Source organism: Burkholderia sp. Bp8991, assembly GCF_003853795.1.
Lineage (GTDB): Bacteria > Pseudomonadota > Gammaproteobacteria > Burkholderiales > Burkholderiaceae > Burkholderia.
In genome coordinates, this window is the sequence record NZ_QTQJ01000051.1 from 14506 (window position 1) to 36382 (window position 21877).

Annotated in this window: 16 protein-coding genes and 4 pseudogenes; 10 read left to right on the top strand and 10 right to left on the bottom strand. The window is 61.7% G+C overall.

The window, feature by feature from the left end; genetic code table 11:
- Positions 1 to 23: 23 nt before the first annotated feature.
- Both DIE02_RS33690 and DIE02_RS33695 read right to left on the bottom strand, forming a co-directional pair.
- Positions 24 to 1106 (bottom strand): glycerol dehydrogenase, encoded by a 1083-nt coding sequence (locus DIE02_RS33690; RefSeq protein WP_124530258.1) that lies wholly within the window; start codon positions 1104 to 1106, stop codon positions 24 to 26.
- Between the two features lie 183 nt (positions 1107 to 1289).
- The gene (locus DIE02_RS33695; RefSeq protein WP_124530259.1) at positions 1290 to 2114 is read right to left on the bottom strand and encodes a shikimate dehydrogenase; all 825 of its coding nucleotides are present in this window, start codon (positions 2112 to 2114) and stop codon (positions 1290 to 1292) included.
- Between the two features lie 240 nt (positions 2115 to 2354).
- Between DIE02_RS33695 and DIE02_RS33700 the strand changes: the two genes are divergently transcribed.
- The 3 genes from DIE02_RS33700 (at position 2355) to gabD (ending at position 5864) form a co-directional block, all read left to right on the top strand.
- Complete coding sequence (locus tag DIE02_RS33700) at positions 2355 to 3224, top strand: transketolase (protein ID WP_124489519.1); 870 nt, start codon at positions 2355 to 2357, stop codon at positions 3222 to 3224.
- Between the two features lie 2 nt (positions 3225 to 3226).
- A complete protein-coding gene (locus DIE02_RS33705; protein ID WP_124530260.1) occupies positions 3227 to 4213 on the top strand; it encodes a transketolase family protein in 987 nt (328 codons plus the stop codon).
- 169 nt (positions 4214 to 4382) lie between these two features.
- On the top strand, positions 4383 to 5864 hold the full coding sequence (gene gabD, locus DIE02_RS33710; protein WP_124489521.1) for an NADP-dependent succinate-semialdehyde dehydrogenase: 1482 nt from the start codon (positions 4383 to 4385) through the stop codon (positions 5862 to 5864).
- An 82-nt stretch (positions 5865 to 5946) separates the two neighbouring features.
- Here gabD and DIE02_RS33715 read toward each other — a convergent pair whose 3' ends face one another.
- From DIE02_RS33715 to DIE02_RS33730, 4 genes are all read right to left on the bottom strand, one after another.
- The gene (locus DIE02_RS33715) at positions 5947 to 6702 is read right to left on the bottom strand and encodes an SDR family NAD(P)-dependent oxidoreductase (protein ID WP_124489522.1); all 756 of its coding nucleotides are present in this window, start codon (positions 6700 to 6702) and stop codon (positions 5947 to 5949) included.
- Between the two features lie 85 nt (positions 6703 to 6787).
- A complete protein-coding gene (locus DIE02_RS33720) occupies positions 6788 to 8041 on the bottom strand; it encodes a sugar ABC transporter substrate-binding protein (protein WP_124489523.1) in 1254 nt (417 codons plus the stop codon).
- A gap of 85 nt (positions 8042 to 8126) precedes the next feature.
- Positions 8127 to 9122: an ABC transporter permease gene (locus DIE02_RS33725; protein ID WP_124489524.1), complete on the bottom strand. Its 996-nt coding sequence runs from the start codon at positions 9120 to 9122 to the stop codon at positions 8127 to 8129.
- Positions 9122 to 10615 (bottom strand): sugar ABC transporter ATP-binding protein, encoded by a 1494-nt coding sequence (locus DIE02_RS33730; protein ID WP_124489525.1) that lies wholly within the window; start codon positions 10613 to 10615, stop codon positions 9122 to 9124. Before DIE02_RS33730 ends, DIE02_RS33725 begins: the two co-directional genes overlap by 1 nt.
- A gap of 295 nt (positions 10616 to 10910) precedes the next feature.
- Here DIE02_RS33730 and DIE02_RS33735 point away from each other — a divergent pair, with 295 nt between their 5' ends.
- The 3 genes from DIE02_RS33735 to DIE02_RS33745 are packed head-to-tail and all read left to right on the top strand — an operon-like array spanning position 10911 to position 14320.
- The gene (locus DIE02_RS33735) at positions 10911 to 12524 is read left to right on the top strand and encodes a GMC family oxidoreductase (protein WP_124489526.1); all 1614 of its coding nucleotides are present in this window, start codon (positions 10911 to 10913) and stop codon (positions 12522 to 12524) included.
- A 2-nt stretch (positions 12525 to 12526) separates the two neighbouring features.
- The gene (locus DIE02_RS33740; RefSeq protein ID WP_124489527.1) at positions 12527 to 13537 is read left to right on the top strand and encodes a zinc-binding dehydrogenase; all 1011 of its coding nucleotides are present in this window, start codon (positions 12527 to 12529) and stop codon (positions 13535 to 13537) included.
- Positions 13538 to 13597: 60 nt separating this feature from the next.
- Complete coding sequence (locus DIE02_RS33745; RefSeq protein WP_012366404.1) at positions 13598 to 14320, top strand: GntR family transcriptional regulator; 723 nt, start codon at positions 13598 to 13600, stop codon at positions 14318 to 14320.
- A gap of 94 nt (positions 14321 to 14414) precedes the next feature.
- On the opposite strand, the gene DIE02_RS33750 is transcribed toward DIE02_RS33745, so the two are convergent.
- A complete protein-coding gene (locus DIE02_RS33750; protein WP_124489528.1) occupies positions 14415 to 15110 on the bottom strand; it encodes an SDR family NAD(P)-dependent oxidoreductase in 696 nt (231 codons plus the stop codon).
- Between the two features lie 208 nt (positions 15111 to 15318).
- On the opposite strand from DIE02_RS33750, the gene DIE02_RS33755 reads away from it, so the two are divergent.
- Entirely contained in the window at positions 15319 to 16740 is a 1422-nt protein-coding gene (locus DIE02_RS33755; protein ID WP_124530261.1) for an aldehyde dehydrogenase family protein, read from the top strand.
- A gap of 189 nt (positions 16741 to 16929) precedes the next feature.
- Here DIE02_RS33755 and DIE02_RS33760 read toward each other — a convergent pair.
- Positions 16930 to 17151: pseudogene (locus DIE02_RS33760) on the bottom strand (transposase); the annotation flags it as partial.
- 234 nt (positions 17152 to 17385) lie between these two features.
- Here DIE02_RS33760 and DIE02_RS33765 point away from each other — a divergent pair.
- A complete protein-coding gene (locus DIE02_RS33765; RefSeq protein WP_124530262.1) occupies positions 17386 to 18621 on the top strand; it encodes an IS110 family transposase in 1236 nt (411 codons plus the stop codon).
- On the opposite strand, the pseudogene DIE02_RS33770 reads toward DIE02_RS33765, so the two are convergent.
- A pseudogene (locus DIE02_RS33770) lies at positions 18600 to 19412 on the bottom strand (IS256 family transposase); the annotation flags it as partial. The gene DIE02_RS33765 and the pseudogene DIE02_RS33770 overlap by 22 nt on opposite strands.
- Positions 19413 to 19986: 574 nt before the next feature.
- Positions 19987 to 20213: pseudogene (locus tag DIE02_RS33775) on the bottom strand (IS3 family transposase); the annotation flags it as partial.
- On the opposite strand from DIE02_RS33775, the pseudogene DIE02_RS36525 reads away from it, so the two are divergent.
- A pseudogene (locus DIE02_RS36525) lies at positions 20208 to 20419 on the top strand (hypothetical protein); the annotation flags it as partial. The pseudogenes DIE02_RS33775 and DIE02_RS36525 sit on opposite strands and share 6 nt — an antisense overlap.
- A gap of 538 nt (positions 20420 to 20957) precedes the next feature.
- Positions 20958 to 21877: methyl-accepting chemotaxis protein (locus DIE02_RS33785; RefSeq protein ID WP_148092732.1), on the top strand; the 920-nt coding region annotated here is incomplete at its 3' end.

Sequence of the window (21877 nt, forward strand, 5' to 3'; positions counted from 1 at the left end):
CCCGGTTCGCGCTGCCTGTGGGCTCAGGCAGTAGCGTGGTCGATGGCTTCCATTGCCGCGACGATGTCCGCGATGCCGAGCGTGCGCTCGAAATTTGCCGAGTAGGGTGCTTGTAACGTGAAGCGAGCGACGGTCTCGTAGTGCTCGCGAGTGACGACGCCAGAACCCAGGTCGCACAAGCGGACCGGCAGACCAATGCGCGCATAGAGGCCGATCATGTCGCGCATGAAGTCCGGTGCTCGACGTTCGAGATGTAGTTGAACGAGCAGCGCGTACGCGACCTGCAAGCCGTGTGGTGCCCGCGCCGACGTTTCGAGCCGGGACAGGCCACGCGTCATCGAGTGCGCGATCGATAGCCCCGCGCTTTCGAAGCCCAGGCCGCTCATCAGAATGACGGCTTCGACAAGCCGGTCGAATACCGGAGCAGTGCGGCCGTGCTTGAGCTCGGCCAGCGCCGTCTCCGCGTGGGCGCGAATGATCGAAAAGCACTCGCGCGCGAGTACGTACGCAGAGTAGGACGGCCTGGCGCCGAACATGTTTTTGCCGTCGCTGTGCAGGCACTGCTCTGCTTCGAAGTATTTGCTGATCGCATCACCGATGCCGGCAAGCAGAAAATGTGTCGGCGCCTGCGCGATCAACGTTGTGTCAACCAACACGTACGTGGCGCTGCGCCGCAAGTGCCTGACCGCCGCGAGTTGATGATCCTCGTCGTAAACCACATAGTTTTTGGAAGTTGGGGAGTCGTTCGATGCAACGGTGGGCACGGTGATCAACGCGCAATGTGCAGCATCGACAAGCGCCTTTCCAGCGTCGAGCGTTTTGCCGCCACCGATCGCAACAACGACTTCGTGGTCGAACGATTGCGCGGCCTGCTCGAGCTCGCGAATCTTTCGATCCGTAAGTTCACCGCTGAACGCAATCCAGCGTACGTCGATTTCGTGCGCGGCGCACGAGGCCGCGACTCGCGATCCGAACTGTTCTTTCACGAAGCAGTCGCAAAGGATCAGCGCACGCTCCGAGCATTCGCGAATGTATTGACCGATATCGTCAAGGAGTCCGTCGCCCTGGATGTATCGGCCCGGAGAGCCAAAAATGAGTGCAGTCATGATTTCGAGTACCGGTCTAATAGAATTAGATATGGAATCCTGAACAGATGAATATCATCGGATGCATCAGTGACTAGGGGGCAGTAAGCGTGCCGGAATCGCCGATCGGTTTGCTTGCAAGGACCGCGTATCTGGGTGGCGAGCTAGCTGAGACGTTGGGCGACAAGGACGCCAGCCTCAGCCTCACGCATTCACGTTGGTGAGCAGGAATTCGACAAAGTGATCGAGTTGCGACATAACCATGTGTTCGCCACGGTGAGTGCGGGCGCCACGCGCTTCAGCTTCTACCAGAAGCCGCGTGACCGCGGGCTGCATGATCACCTCAGCGACGACCATTGCGGGCGTCAGCTTCGACGTGTCGCAGGGCAGCGCGTCGTCAGGTTTCAGACCTAGCGACGTTGCGTTGATCACGATGTCGTGATTGCCTGGCTCGTCGCTGCCCGCTTTTACCTCGCAGTTCGGCACTGCCTTTCCGACGAGTGCCGCCAGGTCGCTTGCTTTTTCTCGACTGCGGTTCGCGATCGTCAGCCGTGCAATGCCCTCGCGCGCCAGTGCCAACGCAAGGGCAGTCGCCGCTCCACCTGCGCCAAGCAAAAGCACGCGCTTGCCCGCGAGCGCGATGCCCTCGCGCAGCATGCCGGCGACAAAACCGGAACCGTCATACATTCGCCCCGTGTAACTGCCGCTCGCGTTGCGGCGGACCGCGTTCACAACGCCGAGCAACGATGCGTCGCCATCGAGTTCCTCACACAGTTCTGCCGCCGCCTGCTTGTGCGGAATAGTGAGCACGACACCGGCCAGATTGGCGATGTGCCGCAGTCCGTCCCATGCCTGCGTCAGATGCTCGGGACGCACGGCCCACGGAACCATGATCGCGTTGATGTTCTTCCTCGCGCAAAGGGCATTGAACAGTGTGGGCGTCCGGACGTGAGCGGACGGCCACGCCATCAGGACGATAACCTGTGTTTCGCCATTGACCGTGGGCGAGGAGGGTGGAGTGGTCATCATGCGTGTCTCCGTGTTGTTTGAAGATATATGATGCATCATTTGAGGGCGATACGGCAAGGTCAATTTGCGGAGCGCGATTCATGATTGCCGGAATGCCACGCGTACACATCGACAACAGAAGACAGGGCGCGTCGATCATTGCGCTATCATGATATATGATGCATCATGTATGAAACGAAGGCGGAATGCCGAGTCTTGCCGCGCTCGCCTCGTTCCTTTCAGGTTCCAATAGGAGACTCTATGTCGACAGCATTGCAGGAGAGCGATCAGGCGCTTTCCAGGGAGACGCTCGCGCAGTTGCGCGAGAAGGCGCAATTCGTCCGCCTCGAGACGATTCGTCTGATAGAAATCGCGAAGACGGGACACTACACGTCGGTGTTTTCCGCAGCCGAAATCTTTGCCGCGCTTTACTACGACGTCATGGCACTGCGTGCCGGCAACCCGCAATGGAAGGATCGCGACCGGTTCACGATGGGCAAAGGGCACGCGGCCGTCGGACTTTTTCCCATTCTTGCGGACTACGGGTTCATCGACCGGGAGACGCTCGATGGCTACACCCGTCTCGGCAATCCGCTCGGCGATCATCCGGACATGACCAAGGTTCCGGGCGTCGATTTCAGCTCGGGGTCGATCGGCCACGCGCTATCGAACGGTGCCGGCATGGCCAAGGCGGCGCAGATGGCAGGCAGCCCCTTCAAGGTTTTTACGTTGCTGGGTGACGGCGAAATGCAGGAGGGGCAGGTATGGGAAGCCGCGCTGTTCGCCGCGCATCACCGCCTCTCGAACCTCATCGCGATTGTCGATCGCAACGGCTATCAACTCGACGGCAAGGTCGACGACGTCATCGGTATCGAATCGCTTGCGGAGAAGTGGCGCGCCTTCGGCTGGGAGACGCATGAAGTAGACGGCCACGATCTGACCGCCCTCGTGCCGCTGCTGCGTCGTGTGAAGGCCGACCCGGTGCGCAGCAAGCCGGTCTGCATCATCGCGAAGACGGTCAAGGGCAAGGGCGTGTCGTACATGGAAACCGAACCCGGCTGGCATCTCGGCTATCTGGCACCCGATGACGCGCAACGGGCGATCGAAGAAATCAAGAGCAAGGTGATCTAAGCATGTCTACTCCGCAAAATCCCGATTCGTGGCAGTACCGCGCGCTCAACGCGCGCAATCCTGGCCTCGACTATCTGTCCGATGCGCTCATCGATCTCGCGCGCGAAGGTCATCCCGTCGTCGCCGGCTCCGCCGATCTCCAGTATTCGAACGGCTTGAACAAGTTCGCCGGCGAATTCCCGGAGCGCTACGTGCAATTCGGCATCTCGGAGCAGAACATGGTTTCCGCCGCCGCCGGCATGGCGACCACGGGCCTCATGCCGTTCGTCGCGACCTTCGCATCGTTTCTCGGCCTGCTGTGCTGCGAGCAGATTCGCATGGATGTCGCGTACTGCAAGCTGCCGGTGCGGCTCGTGGGTCACCATACCGGCGTCTCGCTCGGCTTCTACGGTACCTCGCACCATGCAACGGAAGACATCTCGACGATGCGCGCGATTGCGAATCTGACCGTCATTTCGCCCGCCGACGGCGCGCAGCTCGCCGCCGCGATCCGCGCGTCGGCCACGTGGCCCGACCCGATCTACTTCCGCATCGGACGCGGGCGGGATCCGAAAGTCTATGAGGATGGTGTCGAGTTCACGATCGGCAAAGCCATCGTTCATTCGGTGGGACGCGACGTCATCATTATCGGCTGCGGATTGCCGGTCGCCGGTGCACTCGAAGCGGCTGACAATCTGAGGGCGGAAGGCATTTCGGCGGGCGTGATCGACATGCCGACCATCAAGCCGCTCGACCGTGACGCCATTATCGCGGCGGCGCGACAGTCGAAGGTGCTCGTCACGGTCGAAGAGCACAACGTGATCGGCGGGCTGGGTGCGGCGGTGGCCGAGGTCCTGGCCGACGAGGGGCTCGGCGTGCGGCTCGTGCGGCACGGAATCTACGACGAGTACAGCCTGATCGCACCGCCGACGCATCTGTATGCGCACTACGAACTCGACGGTCCCGGGATCACCCGCGTTGCGCGAGCCGCGCTCGCGAAGGCGACCTGACGTGCCAGCCGCCCGCAAAACAGCTCACCGTATCGCGGGCGGCACGCGGTAATCGAGGTGTTTACGGTACGCGAAGGGTGGCAGCGACGCGCTGGCTCGCGAAGCCATCTCCCGACATCGGAACTCGGGCGCCACCACTTCGCGCCGGTTCTGATAAACGGGAGTAGCGATGTTGAATGACGATGGCTGGCGCGGCGCGGAGCTGCGCGATATGGATCTGTTGAGAGACGCGTGCCTGATCGGCAGTGAGTGGGGCGCGGCCGATGACGGCACGACCATTGACGTGTTCAATCCGGCAACCGGCGCGTTGCTTGGCACGGTCCCTCGGATGGGAACGGTCGAGACACGCCGCGCGATCGATGCGGCTGCGCAGGCGCTGCCGCATTGGCGTGCGAAAACGGCAAAGGAGCGCGCCGCGTTGCTGCGCCGTTGGTACGAGCTGATGCGCGAACATCGCGACGATCTGGCGAAAATCATGACGCTCGAACAGGGCAAGCCGCTGAACGAGAGCCGCGGTGAAATCGACTACGCGGCGTCGTTTGTCGAGTGGTTCGCCGAAGAGGGCAAACGGGTTTATGGCGACACGATTCCGTCGCCGGCCGGCGACAAGCGAATCGTCGTACTGAAGCAACCCATCGGTGTCTGTGCGGCCATCACGCCATGGAACTTCCCGGCCGCGATGCTCACGCGAAAACTCGCGCCGGCGCTGGCCGCCGGCTGTACGATGGTACTCAAGCCTGCGAGTCAAACCCCGTTCAGTGCGTTGGCGCTGTGCGTGCTCGCCGCACGCGCCGGTATTCCGTACGGAGTAATTTCGTGCGTGACGGGCAAAGCGAATCAGATCGGTGCGGAACTCACGTCGAATCCACTCGTGCGCAAATTGTCGTTTACCGGCTCGACGGAAATCGGCAAACAACTGCTGGCCCAGTGTGCCGCAACGGTCAAGAAAACATCGATGGAACTAGGCGGTAACGCACCGTTCATCGTGTTCGACGATGCCGACCTCGATGCGGCAGTGCGCGGTGCGATCGCGTCGAAATATCGCAATGCCGGTCAAACCTGCGTGTGCGCCAACCGCCTGCTCGTGCAGGATGGCATTTACGACCGCTTCGTCGCGCGACTCGCGGAGGCCGTCGGCAAGCTGGTGGTCGGCAACGGCCTGGACGAACGCGTCACGATCGGGCCGCTGATCGATGCCGCTGCCGTTTCGAAGGTCGAAGAGCATGTGCAGGATGCGCTCGCGAAGGGCGCACGTGTCGTGGCCGGCGGCAAGCGCGCTGCGCAGGGGGCGAATTTCTTCGAGCCGACTATCCTGGCCGACGCCACACGCGACATGCGCATCTTTGACGAAGAGACGTTCGGCCCGATTGCGCCGATCTTCCGGTTCAAGACGGAATCGGAAGCCATCGCGCTCGCAAACGATACGCCGTTCGGGCTTGCTTCGTATTTCTACGGGTGTGATATCGCGCGGGTGTGGCGTGTCGCGGAGGCGCTCGAGTACGGAATGGTCGGCATCAACGACGGAATCGTGTCGACCGAAGTCGCGCCGTTCGGCGGCGTCAAGGAAAGCGGCCTTGGCAGGGAAGGATCGCGTTATGGCCTCGACGACTATCTCGAGATCAAGTATCTGTGCTTCGGCGGCATCGCCTGATCGCCGAACGTGCGGAAAAGGAAATGGCCGCCACGGGCGGCCGTTTTTGGCTGATCGGCTTCGAACGCCGTATCGAATCGGCCTAGAAGCCGGACACATATCCTCCGTCGACGGGCAGCGTCACCCCGGTCACGAAAGCCGCGGCGGGTGACGCGAGAAACACCGCCGCGCCCGCGAGATCCCCTGCTTCGCCCCAGCGACCGAGAGCGGAACGCGACACGATCTTGCGCGACAACTCTTCCGATTCCCAGAATATCCGCGTCATGTCGGTTCGATGGTAACCGGGAGCGATCGCATTCACGCGCACGCCGCGCGGCCCGTATTCATGGGCCAGCGAGCGAGTCAGACCGACCACGCCGGTCTTGCTGGCGCAGTAGGCCGGTACGTCGGCGTCGGCGAGGTAGCTGAGCATGGACGCGATATTGACAATCGAGCCGCGCGACTGTTCGAGGAGCGGGCGTGCGGCCTGCGACACGCGCATTACGCTACGCAGGTTGACGTCGAGTACATCGCTAAACACATCATCCGCGTATTCGTCGCGCGGGCGAGCGACGCCGGCCGCGTTGACGAGCACGTCAAGGCGGCCGAGGCTGCCGAAGAATGCGTCGATTTCGCCGTGGCTGCGCACGTCCAGCGCGGCAAAACGCAGGCCGGTCAGCGACGCCTCGTTGCGTAGCGCGTCGAGCTTCGTTGCGGATGAGCCCGTGGCGATGGTATGCGCGCCGAGTCGGTGGAACGCACGCGCGATGGCAAGCCCGATGCCGCTCGTCGCGCCGGAAACGAGCACGTGCCGTCCTGTAAAAAGATTGTCGCGAAAACTGTCGGTGTCAAAGCTCATGAAGTGAATCTCCAGTGAAAGCACGCGGCGTGCGGACCAAGGCAGTGCACGCCCTTGCATTACATGCGGAACAAAGCGAAACGAATTAGTTGCTTGTGCCTTGCGCCCGAATCTCCGAAATCGACCGGACGGGCGGAATCGTGTACTTGTAGAAGAGGTTCGCCGGATTCGGATCGATCTTCTGGTCGACGTTGCCTTGCGTGATGATTGCCGGCGGGAAACCGGAGCCCATGGGCAGATTGTTCGCATCGACGCGCCGCGTGAACGCGTTGTGGATGAATTCGATGGCAGCCACACCGGTCTGCTCGCCGGAGTTTTCGCCGGACACGAGGATGTTGCCCTTCTTGATCTGGTCAAGCTCTCCACGGTAACCGCCGGCTGCATCGGCGATGCGTATCTTCCCCTGCTTGCCCATGTTTCGTACGGCGCGCAATGCGCCGAGCCCCATGAAGTCGTTCTCGGAGAGGATGAAATTCAGCTTGTTGCCGTGCGCGGAGAGAATATCTTCAGTTGCTGCGAGGCTGCCTTCCTCGGTCCACTTGCCTACGCCCAGCGCGAGTACGTTGAATCTGATGTCCGGGGCGCTCAGCTTGCCGGTTTTCTTCAAGGTCTGGAACAGTTCGAAGCCGCGCAACATGGCGTCCTCTCGGCTCGCGCTTGTGGTGCGCTCGCGCATGCGCTGATCGACGATGCCCGCGATCAGTCCGTTGATGCGGCTTTCCGACGTCGAGTTTCCGAGCACGCCGATGACGACGGCTGCGTCGATCGGCGTGTCTTTGCCTGCCTCCTTCGCCACGTACCGGCCTACCTCGAAACCGCTTGCATAGGGGTTGCCAAGCAGTGTGGTGAGCACTCGGGCGCTCGCGTCCGGCGTGGTGCCGACGGTGACGACCGGAATGCCGGCATCGACGGCGCGATTGATGCATGCGGACACACCTAGCGTATCGGTCGGATCGACCACAATGACGTCCATTTTGCGCGTGACGAAGTTGTCGATCTGCGCGCATTGGCGCTGCAGATCGCCGTCGGCCACTTGCACGTCGATCGAGTAACCGTATTTCGCCGCACTCTGCCGTGCCCCCTTGATGAGCTCAACGAACCACGGATTGCCCAGCGTGATGTCGGTCCAGCCTATTTTTAGCTGGTTCGGATTGGCCGGCTGCTTCGGCCATGCCTTGCGGACCGCCGTTCGATCGGGCAGGGCCGGATCCACCACACCGGACAGTGCCGTATTCGGCAGAAGCGTGTAGATCTTTGCCTTGGCCTGGCTGTGGACAGGGGCGGTGATGCCGAACGCCAGCACGGTGGCGACGGCGAGTGCTCTGCGAGCAACATTCATTTCAGTCTCCTGAATAATATTGTTGGATGAAAGAAAAGCTGAAGCGGAGGGGCCGCGTGGCGGCCCGGGCGGATGGGGAAGTGGTTTAGCGTTGGCCGATACGTTGGACCAGCACGGCAAGAACGATGATGGCGCCTTTGATGATCTGTTGCGGATAAACAGGCACGCTCAGGAGATTCATCACATTGCCGATCAGGCCCAGCACGAGCACGCCGATCACCGTGTTGAGAACCGATCCCTTCCCGCCCGAGAGCAACGCGCCACCGATCACGCACGTCGCGATGCCGTCGAGTTCCAGGCCGACGCCGGTGATCGGCGTGCCAACACCCGTGCGTGCCGTGAAAACGATGCCGGCGACGGCGCTCAGCGCACCGGAAATCACGTAGACGCAGAACTTGTAACCGCGCTCGGAAATACCTGCCAGCCGCACGGCCGTCTCATTGCTGCCCGTGGCGACGACCATGCGTCCAAACGTGGTGTAGGTCATCAGGAAGTAGAACAGCAGCGCGATGACCACGCCGAGCACGACGGGCCATGGCACGTTGATCCAAGGAGCGCTGCCGCTGCCGAATTCATTGAGCAATTCCGCCGCCGGCAGATCGAGCGGCAGCATCGTCGGCTGGCCATTCGACATCATGTATGTGATTCCGCGTGCGATGGTCATCATGGCAAGCGTGACGATGAATGGCGCGAGACCGAGGGCGGTCACGAGTACACCATTGAACGCCCCGAAAAGCGCACCGAGCATCACGGCCAGCACGACCGAGAGGAGGAGCCCGGTCATGCCGCCGAACGGCATCGCCGGGACCAGCATGGCTACCAGCAGGCCGCCCGCCGCTGCGATCGACCCCACCGACAGGTCGATGCCGCCCGTATTGATCACGAGTAACATGCCGAGGCTGACGAACAGCAGGGGTGTCAATTGCCGTAGCAGGTTATAGAGGTTTTCCTGGCTCAGAAACGCGGGCGACATGACGCTCGATACGACGAACAGCACGATCAGCATGATCAACGCGTTATGGCGCAACAGACCGCGGAGCAGCGGAACATCGGTGCGCTGTGTTTGCATGATTCCTTCCATTACTTGACTCCCATGGCCAGCGATATCAGCGACTTTTCGTTGATGGCGGGGCCGCTGAGTTCGCCCGCAATACGGCCCGCACGCATGACGAGCACGCGGTCGCACAGGCCGATGATCTCCGGCATGTCGGAGGAGACCACGATGACGGCGACGCCGGCGCGTGCGAGATCGTTGATGACGTGATAGATCTCGATCTTGGCGCCGATATCGACGCCCCGCGTCGGCTCGTCAAGGATCAGTACCCGGCAGCCGTTCGAGAGCCACTTCATCAGCGCGACTTTCTGCTGATTGCCACCCGAGAGCGTCGATACGTCGACGTCGGTATCGCGCGCCTTCACCCGCAGCTGTTTGATCAGTTCGCGCGTGCGCACGCGCTCGGCACGATGATCGAGAATGCAGCGCAGGTGCGCGAGCGTGTTGCGCGGCGTCATCATCGCGTTTGCGCGGATCGGCATGTTCAGGAGCACGCCTTGCTGTTTGCGGTCCTCGGGCAGCATCCCGATACCGCTCTCGATGCCGTGGCGGGGACGCTTCAGCTTTGCGACCGGACGGCCGTCGACCCGAATTTCGCCGCTGCTCCTGCGGTCCGCACCGAAGATCGCGCGCATCGTCTCCGTTCGGCCTGCGCCGACGAGGCCGCTGAAGCCCAGCACCTCGCCCGCGCGCACGTGAAAAGAGACGTCGCGCACGCGTTCGCCTGCGCAAAGGCCGCGTATTTCCAGCCGTGTGTCGCCGATGCACGCGTCGCGCTTCGGAAAGAGATCCTGCAGCTCTCGGCCGACCATCAGCTGAACGAGGCGATTTTCGTCGATGTCGGCAATGCGCACCGTGCTGACGAAGGTGCCGTCCTTGAGCACGGTGGCGCTGTCGCACAGCCGGAAGATTTCTTCCAGCCGGTGCGAGATGTAAATGACGCATACGCCATCACGCTTGAGTCGCTCGAGCAGGGCGAACAGACGCGTCGTTTCGCGCGCGGTGAGCACGGCCGTCGGTTCGTCGAATACGAGAACACGCGACGTGCGCGAGAGCGCCTTGCAGATCTCGACGATCTGCTGCTCGGCGACCGACAGCGTTGAGACGGGACGCGACACGTCCAACTCACCGAAGCCGAGCGCATCCAGTTGTTCGCGGGCGCGCGCCTTCAGTTTCGACCAGCGGATGATCGACGTTCCCGCGCCGAGGTCGTGCAGAAAAATGTTCTCCGCGACGGACAAATGCTTTGCGAGCGAGAACTCCTGATGAATGACGGAGATTCCGTGCGCCTGCGCGGCGTGCGGGCTGTCGATTGGAAGGTGGCGACCGTCCAGCAGGATCTCGCCTTCGTCAGGCGTGTGCGCACCCGCCAGTATTTTCATGAGCGTCGATTTGCCCGCACCGTTTTCGCCCATCAGCGCGTGTACCTGACCGCCGTGCGCTTCCAGGCTGACGTTGCGCAGCGCCTGTACGCCACCGAAGTGCTTGCTGATGTTGCGCATGATCAAGTGGTTGCTCATCGTCTCCTCTGTAATCCTGTTTGCCATGGGCGGTGTTCATTGCTGCCCGTAAGTGAAAGCGTGTCATCTTGCGGCGATTGAGAATGGATGATGCATCATATATTCAAGATGGCCTGACTTAGATGGGTATTTCCCCTAGGCGCTGCGAAGCCATACGACCACGGTCGTTGTTGTTCAATAGAGATGCATCATATATCATTGGTTGGCGGGCTGTAGCGATGTGCAGTGCAGCGATGTGTAGTGCAAAAGAAGTCGCGCCCGTTCAATCGACCAGAAGCAGACACTGGAGACACCCTTGACATACGACTACATCGTGATCGGAGGCGGTTCGGCGGGCAGCGCCGTCACCGGCCGACTGATCGAAGCTGGCGCAAGCGTCCTGTTGCTGGAGGCGGGGCCGCGCGACAGGAATCCGCTCGTGCATATCCCCGCCGGTTTCACGAGACTGCTCTCGACGGATCTGCTGTATCACTACGAAACCGAGCCGCAGACAGGGCTCGACTCCCGGCCGCGCATCGTGCCGCAAGGCCGGGTGCTGGGCGGTGGCAGTTCCGTGAACGCGCTCATCTATATCCGGGGGCAACAAGAGGACTACGACGAATGGGCTCGCCTGGGCAACTCGGGATGGTCTTACGACGAGGTGTTGCCGTACTTCAGGCGCGCGGAGGACAACGAGCGGCTCGACGATCGGTATCACGGCGTCGGCGGGCCGCTTGGCGTGTCGGATCTTTCGCAACGCTGCGAATTGTCGACGGCGTTCGTGCGCGCCGCGCAGCAAGCCGGCATTCCTTTCACGCACGATTTCAACGGCGCGCGGCAGAATGGCGTCGGCTTCAATCAAATCACGACACGCGACAAGAAGCGTTGCAGCGCAGCCGTAGCTTATCTGCGCAACGCCGAGGCGAGCGGGCGTTTGACGATCCGTACCGGTGTGCGCGTGGACCGCATTTTGATCGAGGCGGGTCGCGCGATCGGTGTGGAATACGTCAGCAACGGCCAGCTCGTACGCGAGAAGGGCTGCAAGGAGGTGATCCTGTCGGCAGGAGCCGTGCAGTCGCCGCGTCTGCTGTTGCTTTCCGGAATCGGCGCGACGGAGGAACTCGCTCGGCACGGCATCGAGGCCGTGCAGGATCTGCCGGGTGTCGGTGCGAACCTGCAAGACCATATCGAATTTCCGGCGGTGTCCTACTGCACGGGAAACTACGGTTACTACGGCCAGGACAGCTTCACCAACACGCTGAAGAACGGGCTGCAATATTTGCTTTTCAAGAGCGGGCCCGTCACATCGAACGTGACCGAAGCCTGCGCGTTCGTCAACGTCGACGCGCCGCAAGAGCGTCCCAATATCCAGATGCACTTCGTGCCGATCGTGTTTCTGGACCTGGATCAGGACCACGTGAAGTCGGCAGGCGCGACAATCAATCCTTGCGTGCTTCGTCCGCAAAGCCGTGGCGAGATTCGTCTGCGCAGCGCGGATCCGGGCGCCGCGCTGTGGATCGATCCGAAGTACTTCCAGCATGCCGAGGATCGACGCCTCGCTGTAGCCGGCCTGAAAAAGGCGCGCGAGATTCTCGCGCAACCGGCTCTGCGCAGCTATACGAGCGAGGAGGCGCTGCCGGGCGCGGGCGTCGCGACCGACGCCGCGCTGATGGACTACATTCGCAAGCGCGCGAAAACCGTCTATCACCCGGTCGGCACGTGCAGGATGGGCGTGGACGAGCACGCGGTGGTGGATCCCGAATTGCGCGTGCGCGGCATCGATGGATTGCGCGTGATTGATGCATCGATCATGCCGAATCTCGTGTCGGGCAATACGAACGCCGCTTCTATCATGATCGGCGAGAAGGGCGCGGACTACGTGCTCGGCAAGACGACCCTGAGCGGCGCAGCACTTGACGCGGTGGTGTAGCGATGCTGGAAGATAGCGTGACGATCGGCACGAACAACACGACGGATACGATGGGCGCCTGGACCTGGCAGATCGCCGGCGCGCCTTCCGCGCTCGCATGGCGGCGTGCGGCGAGGCCGGTGCCGGGGCCCGGAGAAGTGCTCGTGCGCAACCGCGCCGCGGGTCTGAATCCCGTTGACTGGAAATTCATCGAATGGGGGTCGCCGGCATGGCGGCCGGACCACATACCAGGGGTTGACGGGGCGGGAGAGGTGGTTTCGGTAGGCGCGGGCATCCAACAGGAATGGCTCGGCGTGCGTGTGGCCTACCACCAGTCGCTCACGCGCGACGGCAGTTTCGCGGAGTACACCGCAGTGCCGGTCCGCGCACTGTTGCGCTTGCCGCCGGGCCTGAGTTTTGCCGAGGCGGCGGCGTTGCCGTGCCCCATGCTGACGGCGTGGCAAGCCACGCAGAAAGTGCCGCACCGGACCGGCCTCGAAGCACTGGTAACGGGTGCCGGTGGAGCGGTCGGCACGCTGTTGGTCCAGCTCGCAGTGCGGGCTCGCTGGCGAGTGTCGGTGATGTGCAACTCACGTCATTTCGAGCGCATGGCGCGTCTTGGCGCTTCGACGAGTCTGTTGCCGGACATCGGAAGCAGCGCCTTTTCATCGCATCGGCCGTTCGACGTCGTGTTTGACACGGTGAGCGGCCAGCATGCCGCCCGACTTGCGCGCTTCGTCGCCGTGAACGGCCATCTCGTCTGCATCCAGGACCGTCTGGAGACATCCCCGGTCGCACCGTTTACGACGGCCATCTCGTTGCATGAAGTGGCCCTGAATGCACTGCACACCCACGGCTCGGCCGCGCATTGGCGCACGCTGGTCGATGCGGGAGAGCGTCTGCTCACTGACGTGCTGCATCGCGCACTGGCGCCGCTGCCTATCGAGCCGATGCCGCTGTCGCGCTTGCCCGAAGCACTGGAATCGTTGAAAGCCCATACCGGGCACGGCCGGCCCGTCGCCGTAGTCGACTGAGCCCGCAGCCGGGTTATCGGCATCGGCACCGCCTGTTGCGGCGATGGAGCGTGATGTATCATGCATGAAAACATTTTTCGTCCCGTTATCAGAATGAAGCCACTCGCCCGTGTCGAAAAGAGCAATCTCTCGTCACGCATCTACGAAGAGATCCGCTCCCGATTAATGAACGGTCAGTACGCGCCTGGCGACCGACTGCGTATCAACGACCTTGCCGAAAAGCTCGGCACGAGCATCACGCCGGTGCGCGAAGCGATTTTCCGCCTGGTCAGTGAACAGGCCCTGGAAATGACTGCGGCAACCTCGATCGTGGTGCCGGTGCTCGACGCCGATACCGTTGCGGAGATTCAGCTCATGCGGCGGCTTCTCGAGGGTGCGGCGGCCGAACAGGCGGCGCAGCGCATTACCCCAAAGGAAATCCGCCATCTGAGCCTGACGCACGACGAGTTCATCGAGGCAGTTGCCGCGAGCCCTTCAGAGGCCGCGGAGCGCAATCGCGACTTCCATTTCGAATTGATGGCGGCAGCCAGGATGCCCACGCTCAGCGCAACCGTGGAAACCATGTGGGTCCGGATGGGGCCGCTGCTGCACACGTTTCATTCGCATCTGCCGCGGCGCGAGATATCGAATCGTTCGCACCCCCACTATCGCGTGCTGGCCGCGCTGCGCAAGGGTGATCCCGAGGGGGCATCGCGAGCGATCCAGGAAGATATCGAATGGGGCCAGCGCGTGCTGCTCGAATGGATGGCCGAGCGGGAGCATGGCGAAGTCGCCGCTACGTAAGTAGCCGATTACCCGATCCGATTGCGATGCTACCCCCACGCGGGTAGCACATGCGTGCGGCGGCGCATCGCCGCCGCCTATCCTCACTGCTTCATCATGCGATGCTGAATCCGCCGTCGATCGGAAGGACGACTCCCGTGATGTAGTCCGCGTCGGCCGAGCAAAGGAATTTCACGCCCCTGGCGACATCCGAAGGCTGCCCCCAGCGCCCGAGCGGCAGCCGTGCGCGAATTGAACCGCTGCGCTCGGGGTTGTTCAGCGCTCCCGCAGATAGTCGCGTTTCGATCCAGCCAGGCGCCACTGCATTGACGCGCACTCCGCGATCCGCGAACGCGGCGGCATGCGCGCGCGTCAAGCCAACGAGGCCGGCCTTGCTTGCCGTATAGGCAGGATTACGGGCCGAGCCGAAAAAGCTCCACATCGATGCGATATTGACGACGCAGCCGCGCACCGCGGACAGCTTGTCGAGCGCGACTTCGGTCGTGAGCTGGCAGGCGTTCAGATTGACGTCGACCACTTTTCGAAAGCCCGCTGAATCGAATTCCGCGCGGTCGTGGAGGATGATTCCGGCGGCGTTGACGAGCACGTGAATCTGCGCAAGATCGCCGAATGCGTCGCGAACTTCAGCGGCTGACGTCACGTCGACTCGTTTGAACGCGATCGCCGGATCGAGATCCTCGTCCGCGTCCTTTCCGACGGACACGGGGCGCAGACCCGCGCGCAAGAATTCTTCGGCGATCGCGCGACCGATTCCGGTGCCGCCCCCCGTTACTACAGCAACTTTCGTCATGGACTTTCCTCCTGTGAAAATAAAATATATGATGCATCATATTCCGGTATGCGGGCAGGCACAAGCGCCCGGGTAAATCGTGGCAGTGGAGGAGGAAAGCCACGGGCATTTCTCGATGCGATGCAGCAGATGCAGCAGATGCAGCAGACGCGGTGACGATGACGGCAAGGCTGAATCCCCTTTTTAAATTCAACAACTGGAGACTCGAATGACCAATGCGAAGCGGTTTTACATTGCGGGCAAATGGCAAGCGCCTGAGTCGAGCGCGCAGATCGAAGTGGAAAACCCGGCGGACGAGTCGATTATCGAGACGATTGCCGCTGCTTCCGCGTCGGACGTCGGTCGCGCGGTAGCGGCCGCAAAAGCTGCGTTCGGCGAATTTTCGCGGACTACCGTCGAGCAGCGGGAGCAATGGCTCGTCAAACTGCTGTCGATCTACAACCGGCGCTACGACGAGATGGCGCGCGTCATCTCGCTAGAGATGGGCGCGCCCATCGATTTCGCTGTAGCGGCACAGGCCCGCACGGGGCAAGGGCACATTGAGGCCGGGATCCATGCCCTTCGGACGTTTCGCTTCCAGCACGCAGTCTCCGGCGGGACTGTGGTTCGCGAACCCATTGGCGTGTGCGCATTGATTACACCGTGGAACTGGCCCATCAACCAGATCGCGTGCAAGGTGGTGCCCGCCATCGCAACCGGGTGCACGATGGTGCTCAAGCCGAGCGAGGTCACGCCGCTGAGCGCGCTGTTGTGGGCCGAAATGATCGATGAACTCGATTTGCCGCCCGGCGTGTTCAACATGATCAACGGCGACGGTGCGACTGCGGGCGCGGCGCTTGTGGCGCATCCTGACATCGACATGATTTCGTTTACGGGTTCGACCCGCGCAGGCAGCACGATCGGCGCGGTGGGTGCGCAAATGATCAAACGGGTAGCCCAAGAGCTGGGCGGCAAATCGCCGAACATCATTCTCGAAGGCGCGGATTTGCGTCCGGCCGTGGAGAGAGGCGTGCGTCATTGCATGGCTAATAGCGGACAGTCTTGCAACGCACCCACACGTATGCTCGTGCCCGAGAGCGAATACGCGGCGGCTGTCGAAATCGCTCGTGAGGTGACCAACAGCATTCAGGTCGGTCGTCCTGAGCAGCACGGCGGCCATATCGGCCCTGTTGCGTCGCACGCTCAGTTCGAAAAGGTCCGTGCTCTCATCCGGGCGGGGATCGATGAAGGCGCTACGCTCGTCGCCGGCGGGCCGGATGCGCCGGCTGGTCTCGAGCTCGGCTACTATGTCAAACCGACACTGTTCGCTGATGTGCATAACGATATGCGTATCGCGCGCGAGGAAATCTTCGGCCCCGTTTTGACGATGATCCCGTATCGGAGTCTCGACGAAGCCATCTCCATTGCGAATGACACGCCGTACGGACTTGCGGCATATCTGCAGGGCAATGCGGAATTGGCACGATCCGTAGCAAGCGAACTGCGTGCCGGTATGGTGAGTCTCAACGGCGCCGATCAGTCTTTCGATGCGCCGTTTGGCGGCTATAAGCAGTCGGGGAACGGGCGCGAGTGGGGGGCGTTCGGTTTCGAGGATTACCTGGAAACGAAGGTCATCAACGCGGCCGGATGAAATGCCAGGTCGATGCTCGTGAACGTGTGAGGACGAGGTTCAGCCAGCCTGGCTATATTGAGATTCGTGGAGCTCCGGAATGATATTGATGATGCCGGGCGTCCGTATGCGGAGATGCCCGCGCATAGCGGTGATACGCGTCAGCGGAACCTGTCTGCATTTTTGTGGGCGAGGCGGTTGAACAGCGCGTTATCCACGCGCCTGCATAAATCGCTCTCCGAACAGGATAGCAAACTGATTCATCGCTGATTTCCAGTCGAACGCAGCGCGTACGGTCTTGGCCAGCACGTTGCGCAACGCCAGCCAGAGCAGTTTGATCGCGGCCTCATCATTCGGGAAGTGACCACGGGTCTTGATGATCTTGCGCAACTGCATGTTCAAACTTTCTATGGCGTTCGTAACCGGCATGATATAGCCGGTGCCTCGCGTTTCCGCGCCGAGTGGTTTGAGCGTATGGTGTGACCATCCGGGACAGGGGCACTGGGGAGCACTTCGGGTGGGCAGGCCGTTGTTACACGATGAGCCGCGAGCTCGTGTTAGTAGTTGGCCGCCCCTGCGACCCGCCCGGTTGCGCTGTGAGCGCGAATCCGTAGTTGTCGTGCTGTCCCACCGGCTCCCAACAGTGATCTGATGCGGGAGACGGTTATGCGAATCGTGGGGTTTGACGTCTCGCGCTCAGTGGCCGAGATCGCGTACCTGGAGGATGGCACGCTGCATGCAGGCGGCCGCACCGGGTTGCGACGCGACGAACTGGAGCGTTTTGCCGAGAAGCTGCGCGCCACCGATCATGTGGTGCTCGAAGCAACCGGCAACACTGCCGCCATCGTCAACGTGCTTCGTCGGCACGTCGCGCGCGTGGCGATTGCCAATCCGCTGCAAGTTCGGCTGATCGCGGAGGCTCGCGTCAAGACGGACAAGATCGAGACAGCCGTACTGGCACAGCTGTATGCAAGCGGCTTTCTGCCGGAAGTATGGATGCCGGACGAGCACACGCTGGCGTTGCGCCGACAGATCTCGCGTCGTTCACAGCTGGTGGGGCAGCGCACGCGGCTGAAGAACGAGATTCATGCGGTTCTGGCCGCGCATCTGATCGAGCGATGCCCCGCCACCGATCTGTTTGGCAAGAAGGGGCGTGCCTGGCTCGGCGTTCAACCGCTTCCGTTGGACGAGCGACTCGGTGTTGAGCAGCGGCTGCGCGAACTGGACCGCCTCGGTGAGGATCTGCGCGAGGTGGAGCAAGCACTCGCGCAAGCGACCATCGACGACGCGCGATTGCGCGTGATGCTGACGATCACCGGCGTCAACACCACGGTGGCGATCGGGCTGCTATCTGCCATTGGCGACATCGAGCGGTTTCCGAATCCGGAGAAGCTGGTGAGCTACTTCGGGCTCAATCCGTCGGTCTATCAGTCCGGCCCGACACCGGCCAGGCACGGCCACATCACCAAGCGCGGGCGCTCTTACGCACGGGCGATGCTGGTCGAGGCTGCCTGGGGCGCCACGCAGGCGCCTGGGCCGCTGCGCGCCTTCTTCCTACGCGTGCGCGATCGCCGCGGCCAGCAAATTGCTGTCGTCGCGACCGCTCGCAAACTCGCAGTGATCGTATGGTATGTGCTGACACGCGACGAGCCGTTCGCGTGGGACCGTCCCGCGTTGACCGCACACAAGTTACGTGCGCTGGAACTGCAGGCTGGAATGCCGGCGCAGCATGGCTCGCGCAAAGGTCCGGCTGCCGCCTACAGTCTGAAGAGTGTCCGTCAGCAGGAACGAGCCGTGGCTGAGCAGTCTGAGCGAACCTATCAAAGACTGTTTAACCGGTGGAAGCAGTCGCGCCCCAAATCAGACAGCGCGCCGATACGGTGGCCGGAAACGCGGACATAGCGAACGAGCGAAGTACGGCGTGGGGGCTTGTGTATTTCATCCGTGGTGTACACGACCCGTCGAATCTCCGGCGGGAACACGTAGAACGGCACGACGTGCTCCCACGCGCGTTGCCACGACTGCACGATCGTCGGGTACTTCGCCCCCCAAGGTCCGTCGGCGAAGTCTTGCAGCGCTTGCCTTGCCGCCTCTTCGCTGGCAGCCGCGTAGATCGGGCGCAGCGCAGTGGCGAGTACCTTACGGTCCTTGTAGCTGGCGTATTCGAGGCTGTTGCGGATCAGATGCACGATGCAGGTCTGAACGGTGGTCCGCGGATAGGCTGCGCTGATCGCCTCGGTCAGTCCTTTCAGGCCATCGACCACGGCGATCAGGATGTCCTGGCAGCCGCGCGTCTTGAGTTCGTTGAACACCTTGAGCCAGAACTTGGCGCCCTCGGTCTGCTCGATCCAGAGGCCCAGCACGTCGCGCTGGCCATCGGCCTGGATGCCCAAGGCCAGATAGACGGCCTTGTTGCTGACCACGCCGTCGTCGCCGATCTTGACCCGCAGCGCGTCGCAGAACACGACCGGATACATCGCCTCGAGCGGGCGGCTCTGCCAGCTCAGCGCTTCGGCCATCACCTCGTCGGTGACCGAACTGATGAAGTCGGGCGACACTTCGGTGCCGTATTGCTCGGCCAGAAACCCTTGAATCTCGCGCACGCTCATGCCACGCGCGTACATCGCAATGATGCGTTCGTCGAAGCCGGTGAAGCGGCGCTCGTGCTTGGGAATCAGGATCGGCTCGAAGCTATCGAACAGATGATGCTGAGAGTAGGCAACGAGCCCCCGGCTCGACGTTGTTTTGAAAGCCGTTGATCGAGTTGGCCAGGAGGGGCGGTTGACACTAAAAAAACAGGAATCGTCGAGATTATTTGTCGCTCGGTACTACAGGGGCACTCGGACGCGGGAGAGCGCGCCCCAAAGACAACTTTTCTGAGAATTTCAGTGACCAAGGACATCTTCTTTGAGATGGGCCGCATGCAGTCGTCTCAAAAAGATGTCCAAGCCGTTGATTTTTATAGGGCGCCAAAGACATCTTTTCTGAGCGTCCACAGTTGTCTCTCTGAAAAGAAGTCCGGATTCTCAATATGTTGTCGTTGGATATTCGACTGAATTAGGGAACCACTGATTAAAAGGCGATCGCACGATTTGTCGTTAAACTTTGCACTCTCATCGCAAATCATCCGCAATGCCAAATCAAAGTGCCGACACAAGCTACAGCTTTCAGTCGTCGCTATGGTGAGTCGGGCTTAAGCGGCAGAGCAGCGGGATGTCGGGCAAACCTATATCGATCAATCGGTGCTGCGCTTGGTCAAGCGCTGCCTCGGGCGTGGGCACGCGTATCGTAGTGAGTCTGGTAGATTCTTTCGACCTGCAACGTCTTGAGGAAGCTCTCCATCGGGGGGCGTTATCCCAGGCGTTGGCACGGCGGCTCATTGAAACGTTCATCTTGAACGCGGCGGTCAATTTCCGGTACGCGCGACTGACGTATTGGGCGCCGCAATCGGAGTGCAGTAGCAATCCCGGTGGCGGTTTGCGTTGCCAGCACGCAAGCGCTTCTTCCGGCAGATGCTGCGCTCAAACCTGGTGCCGAGTAAGATTGTGACCGATCAACTGCGCAGTTATCCGGCGGTGAAGGCTGAAATTCCCTGCCGAGACATCAAATGAACGCGGTATGTCGTCGCGCCATACTCAAAGAACGCCTCGCGACATGGCATGGTTGGACTGACTCTCCCGCAGCCAACGAAGTTATCTGATAAGGATAACGACTCTTGAGGAAGACACGTGGCATGCACTTATCAACTTGATATAACTATTTCGTCTTCTTCATCGCTTCATTCTCCCGCCGCCTCTTCACCAACTTACAGAGTCTTTGCGTGGCTTTCACGAGTTGTGCGACACGAAAATCGATAGTCGTGCTCACATCCCCATATCGGAAACATTTCAATTAGATTTCAGACGATTCGATCATGCGTCATTGTTCCGCATTTCAGGCCGCCGATGCCCCATCGTCGGCCGGCCAGCCGAAATACCGGCAGCAACCTACCCCTGCTCCCTTTCAAATTTCCGCAAACGTCTGCGTATTGACCTATCTTTAATGGGATGAAAAAAGCATGGCTCAATGCGTAAAAAATTCGATTGCGATCAGACGCGCCGCATGACAGCATGCGGGGCGTCGGCAATCGGGCACCCATCCGGAACGATTCGATCGATCGCGCCGACCCGCGACCGAATCGTTTTCTCCGCACGTCGCGCCGCCGGATCCAGACGACCCAAGCCCTACGGGAGATAGACATGGCCACTGCGACGACGCCCCGCGCCGGCACGCCCCCTTTGCCCGCCCTGCTGCGCGGCGGACGCTTCACGCTCGGCAAGCGCATCGTGCTCAGCTTCGGCGCGATCTTCGTGCTGATGCTGGTCATGGCCGCGATTTCATACACCCGATTGACGGCAATCGACGCCGCTGCCGACAGCCTCCAGCGGGATTCGGTACCGGGCCTGTACCTGTCGACGTCGCTGCGCGCCGCGACCAATCAAAGCTATACGATGGTCGAACGCGCGATCTTCAGCGACGGCGATTCGGACGGCACGAAGCGCGATCTCGATCGGATTCCGGAAGCGCTGCGGCGTTTCGATCAGGCGTCGACGCAATACGAGGCGACGCTGTTCCGCGACGACGACAAGGCGCGCTTCGCCGCGCTCCGTGCCGCATACGACCAGTACCTGCCGCTGTTGAACGACGCAGCGCATGCGGCGGCGAGCGACCGCGCGGCTGCGCGGGCCAACTTCGCGCACGTGACGACGGCGTGGGAGAACGTAGTCCGTGTCGCGGACGCGCTGGTCGACGAAAACCGCGGCCAGGCCGACGATTCGGCACGGCAGATCCGCACGTCGGTCAATACGGCGGAAGCGACGCTCGCGACCGCGCTGAGCGTCGTGCTGCTGGTCGCGCTGGCGACCGGCTATGCGCTGTTCCGCGCGATCACGGGGCCGATGGCGCGGCTCGTCGAGGTGCACGACGCAATGCGCACCGGCAACCTCGCGCAGCGGCTCGACCTGCGCCGCAGCGACGAATTCGGCACGCTGCAGGACGGCTTCAACCGGATGGCCGAACAGCTCGCGAGCCTCGTGTCGCAGGCGCAGCAGTCGTCGCTGCAGGTGACGACGTCGGTCGCCGAAATCGCGGCGACGTCGCGCGAGCAGCAGGCGACCGC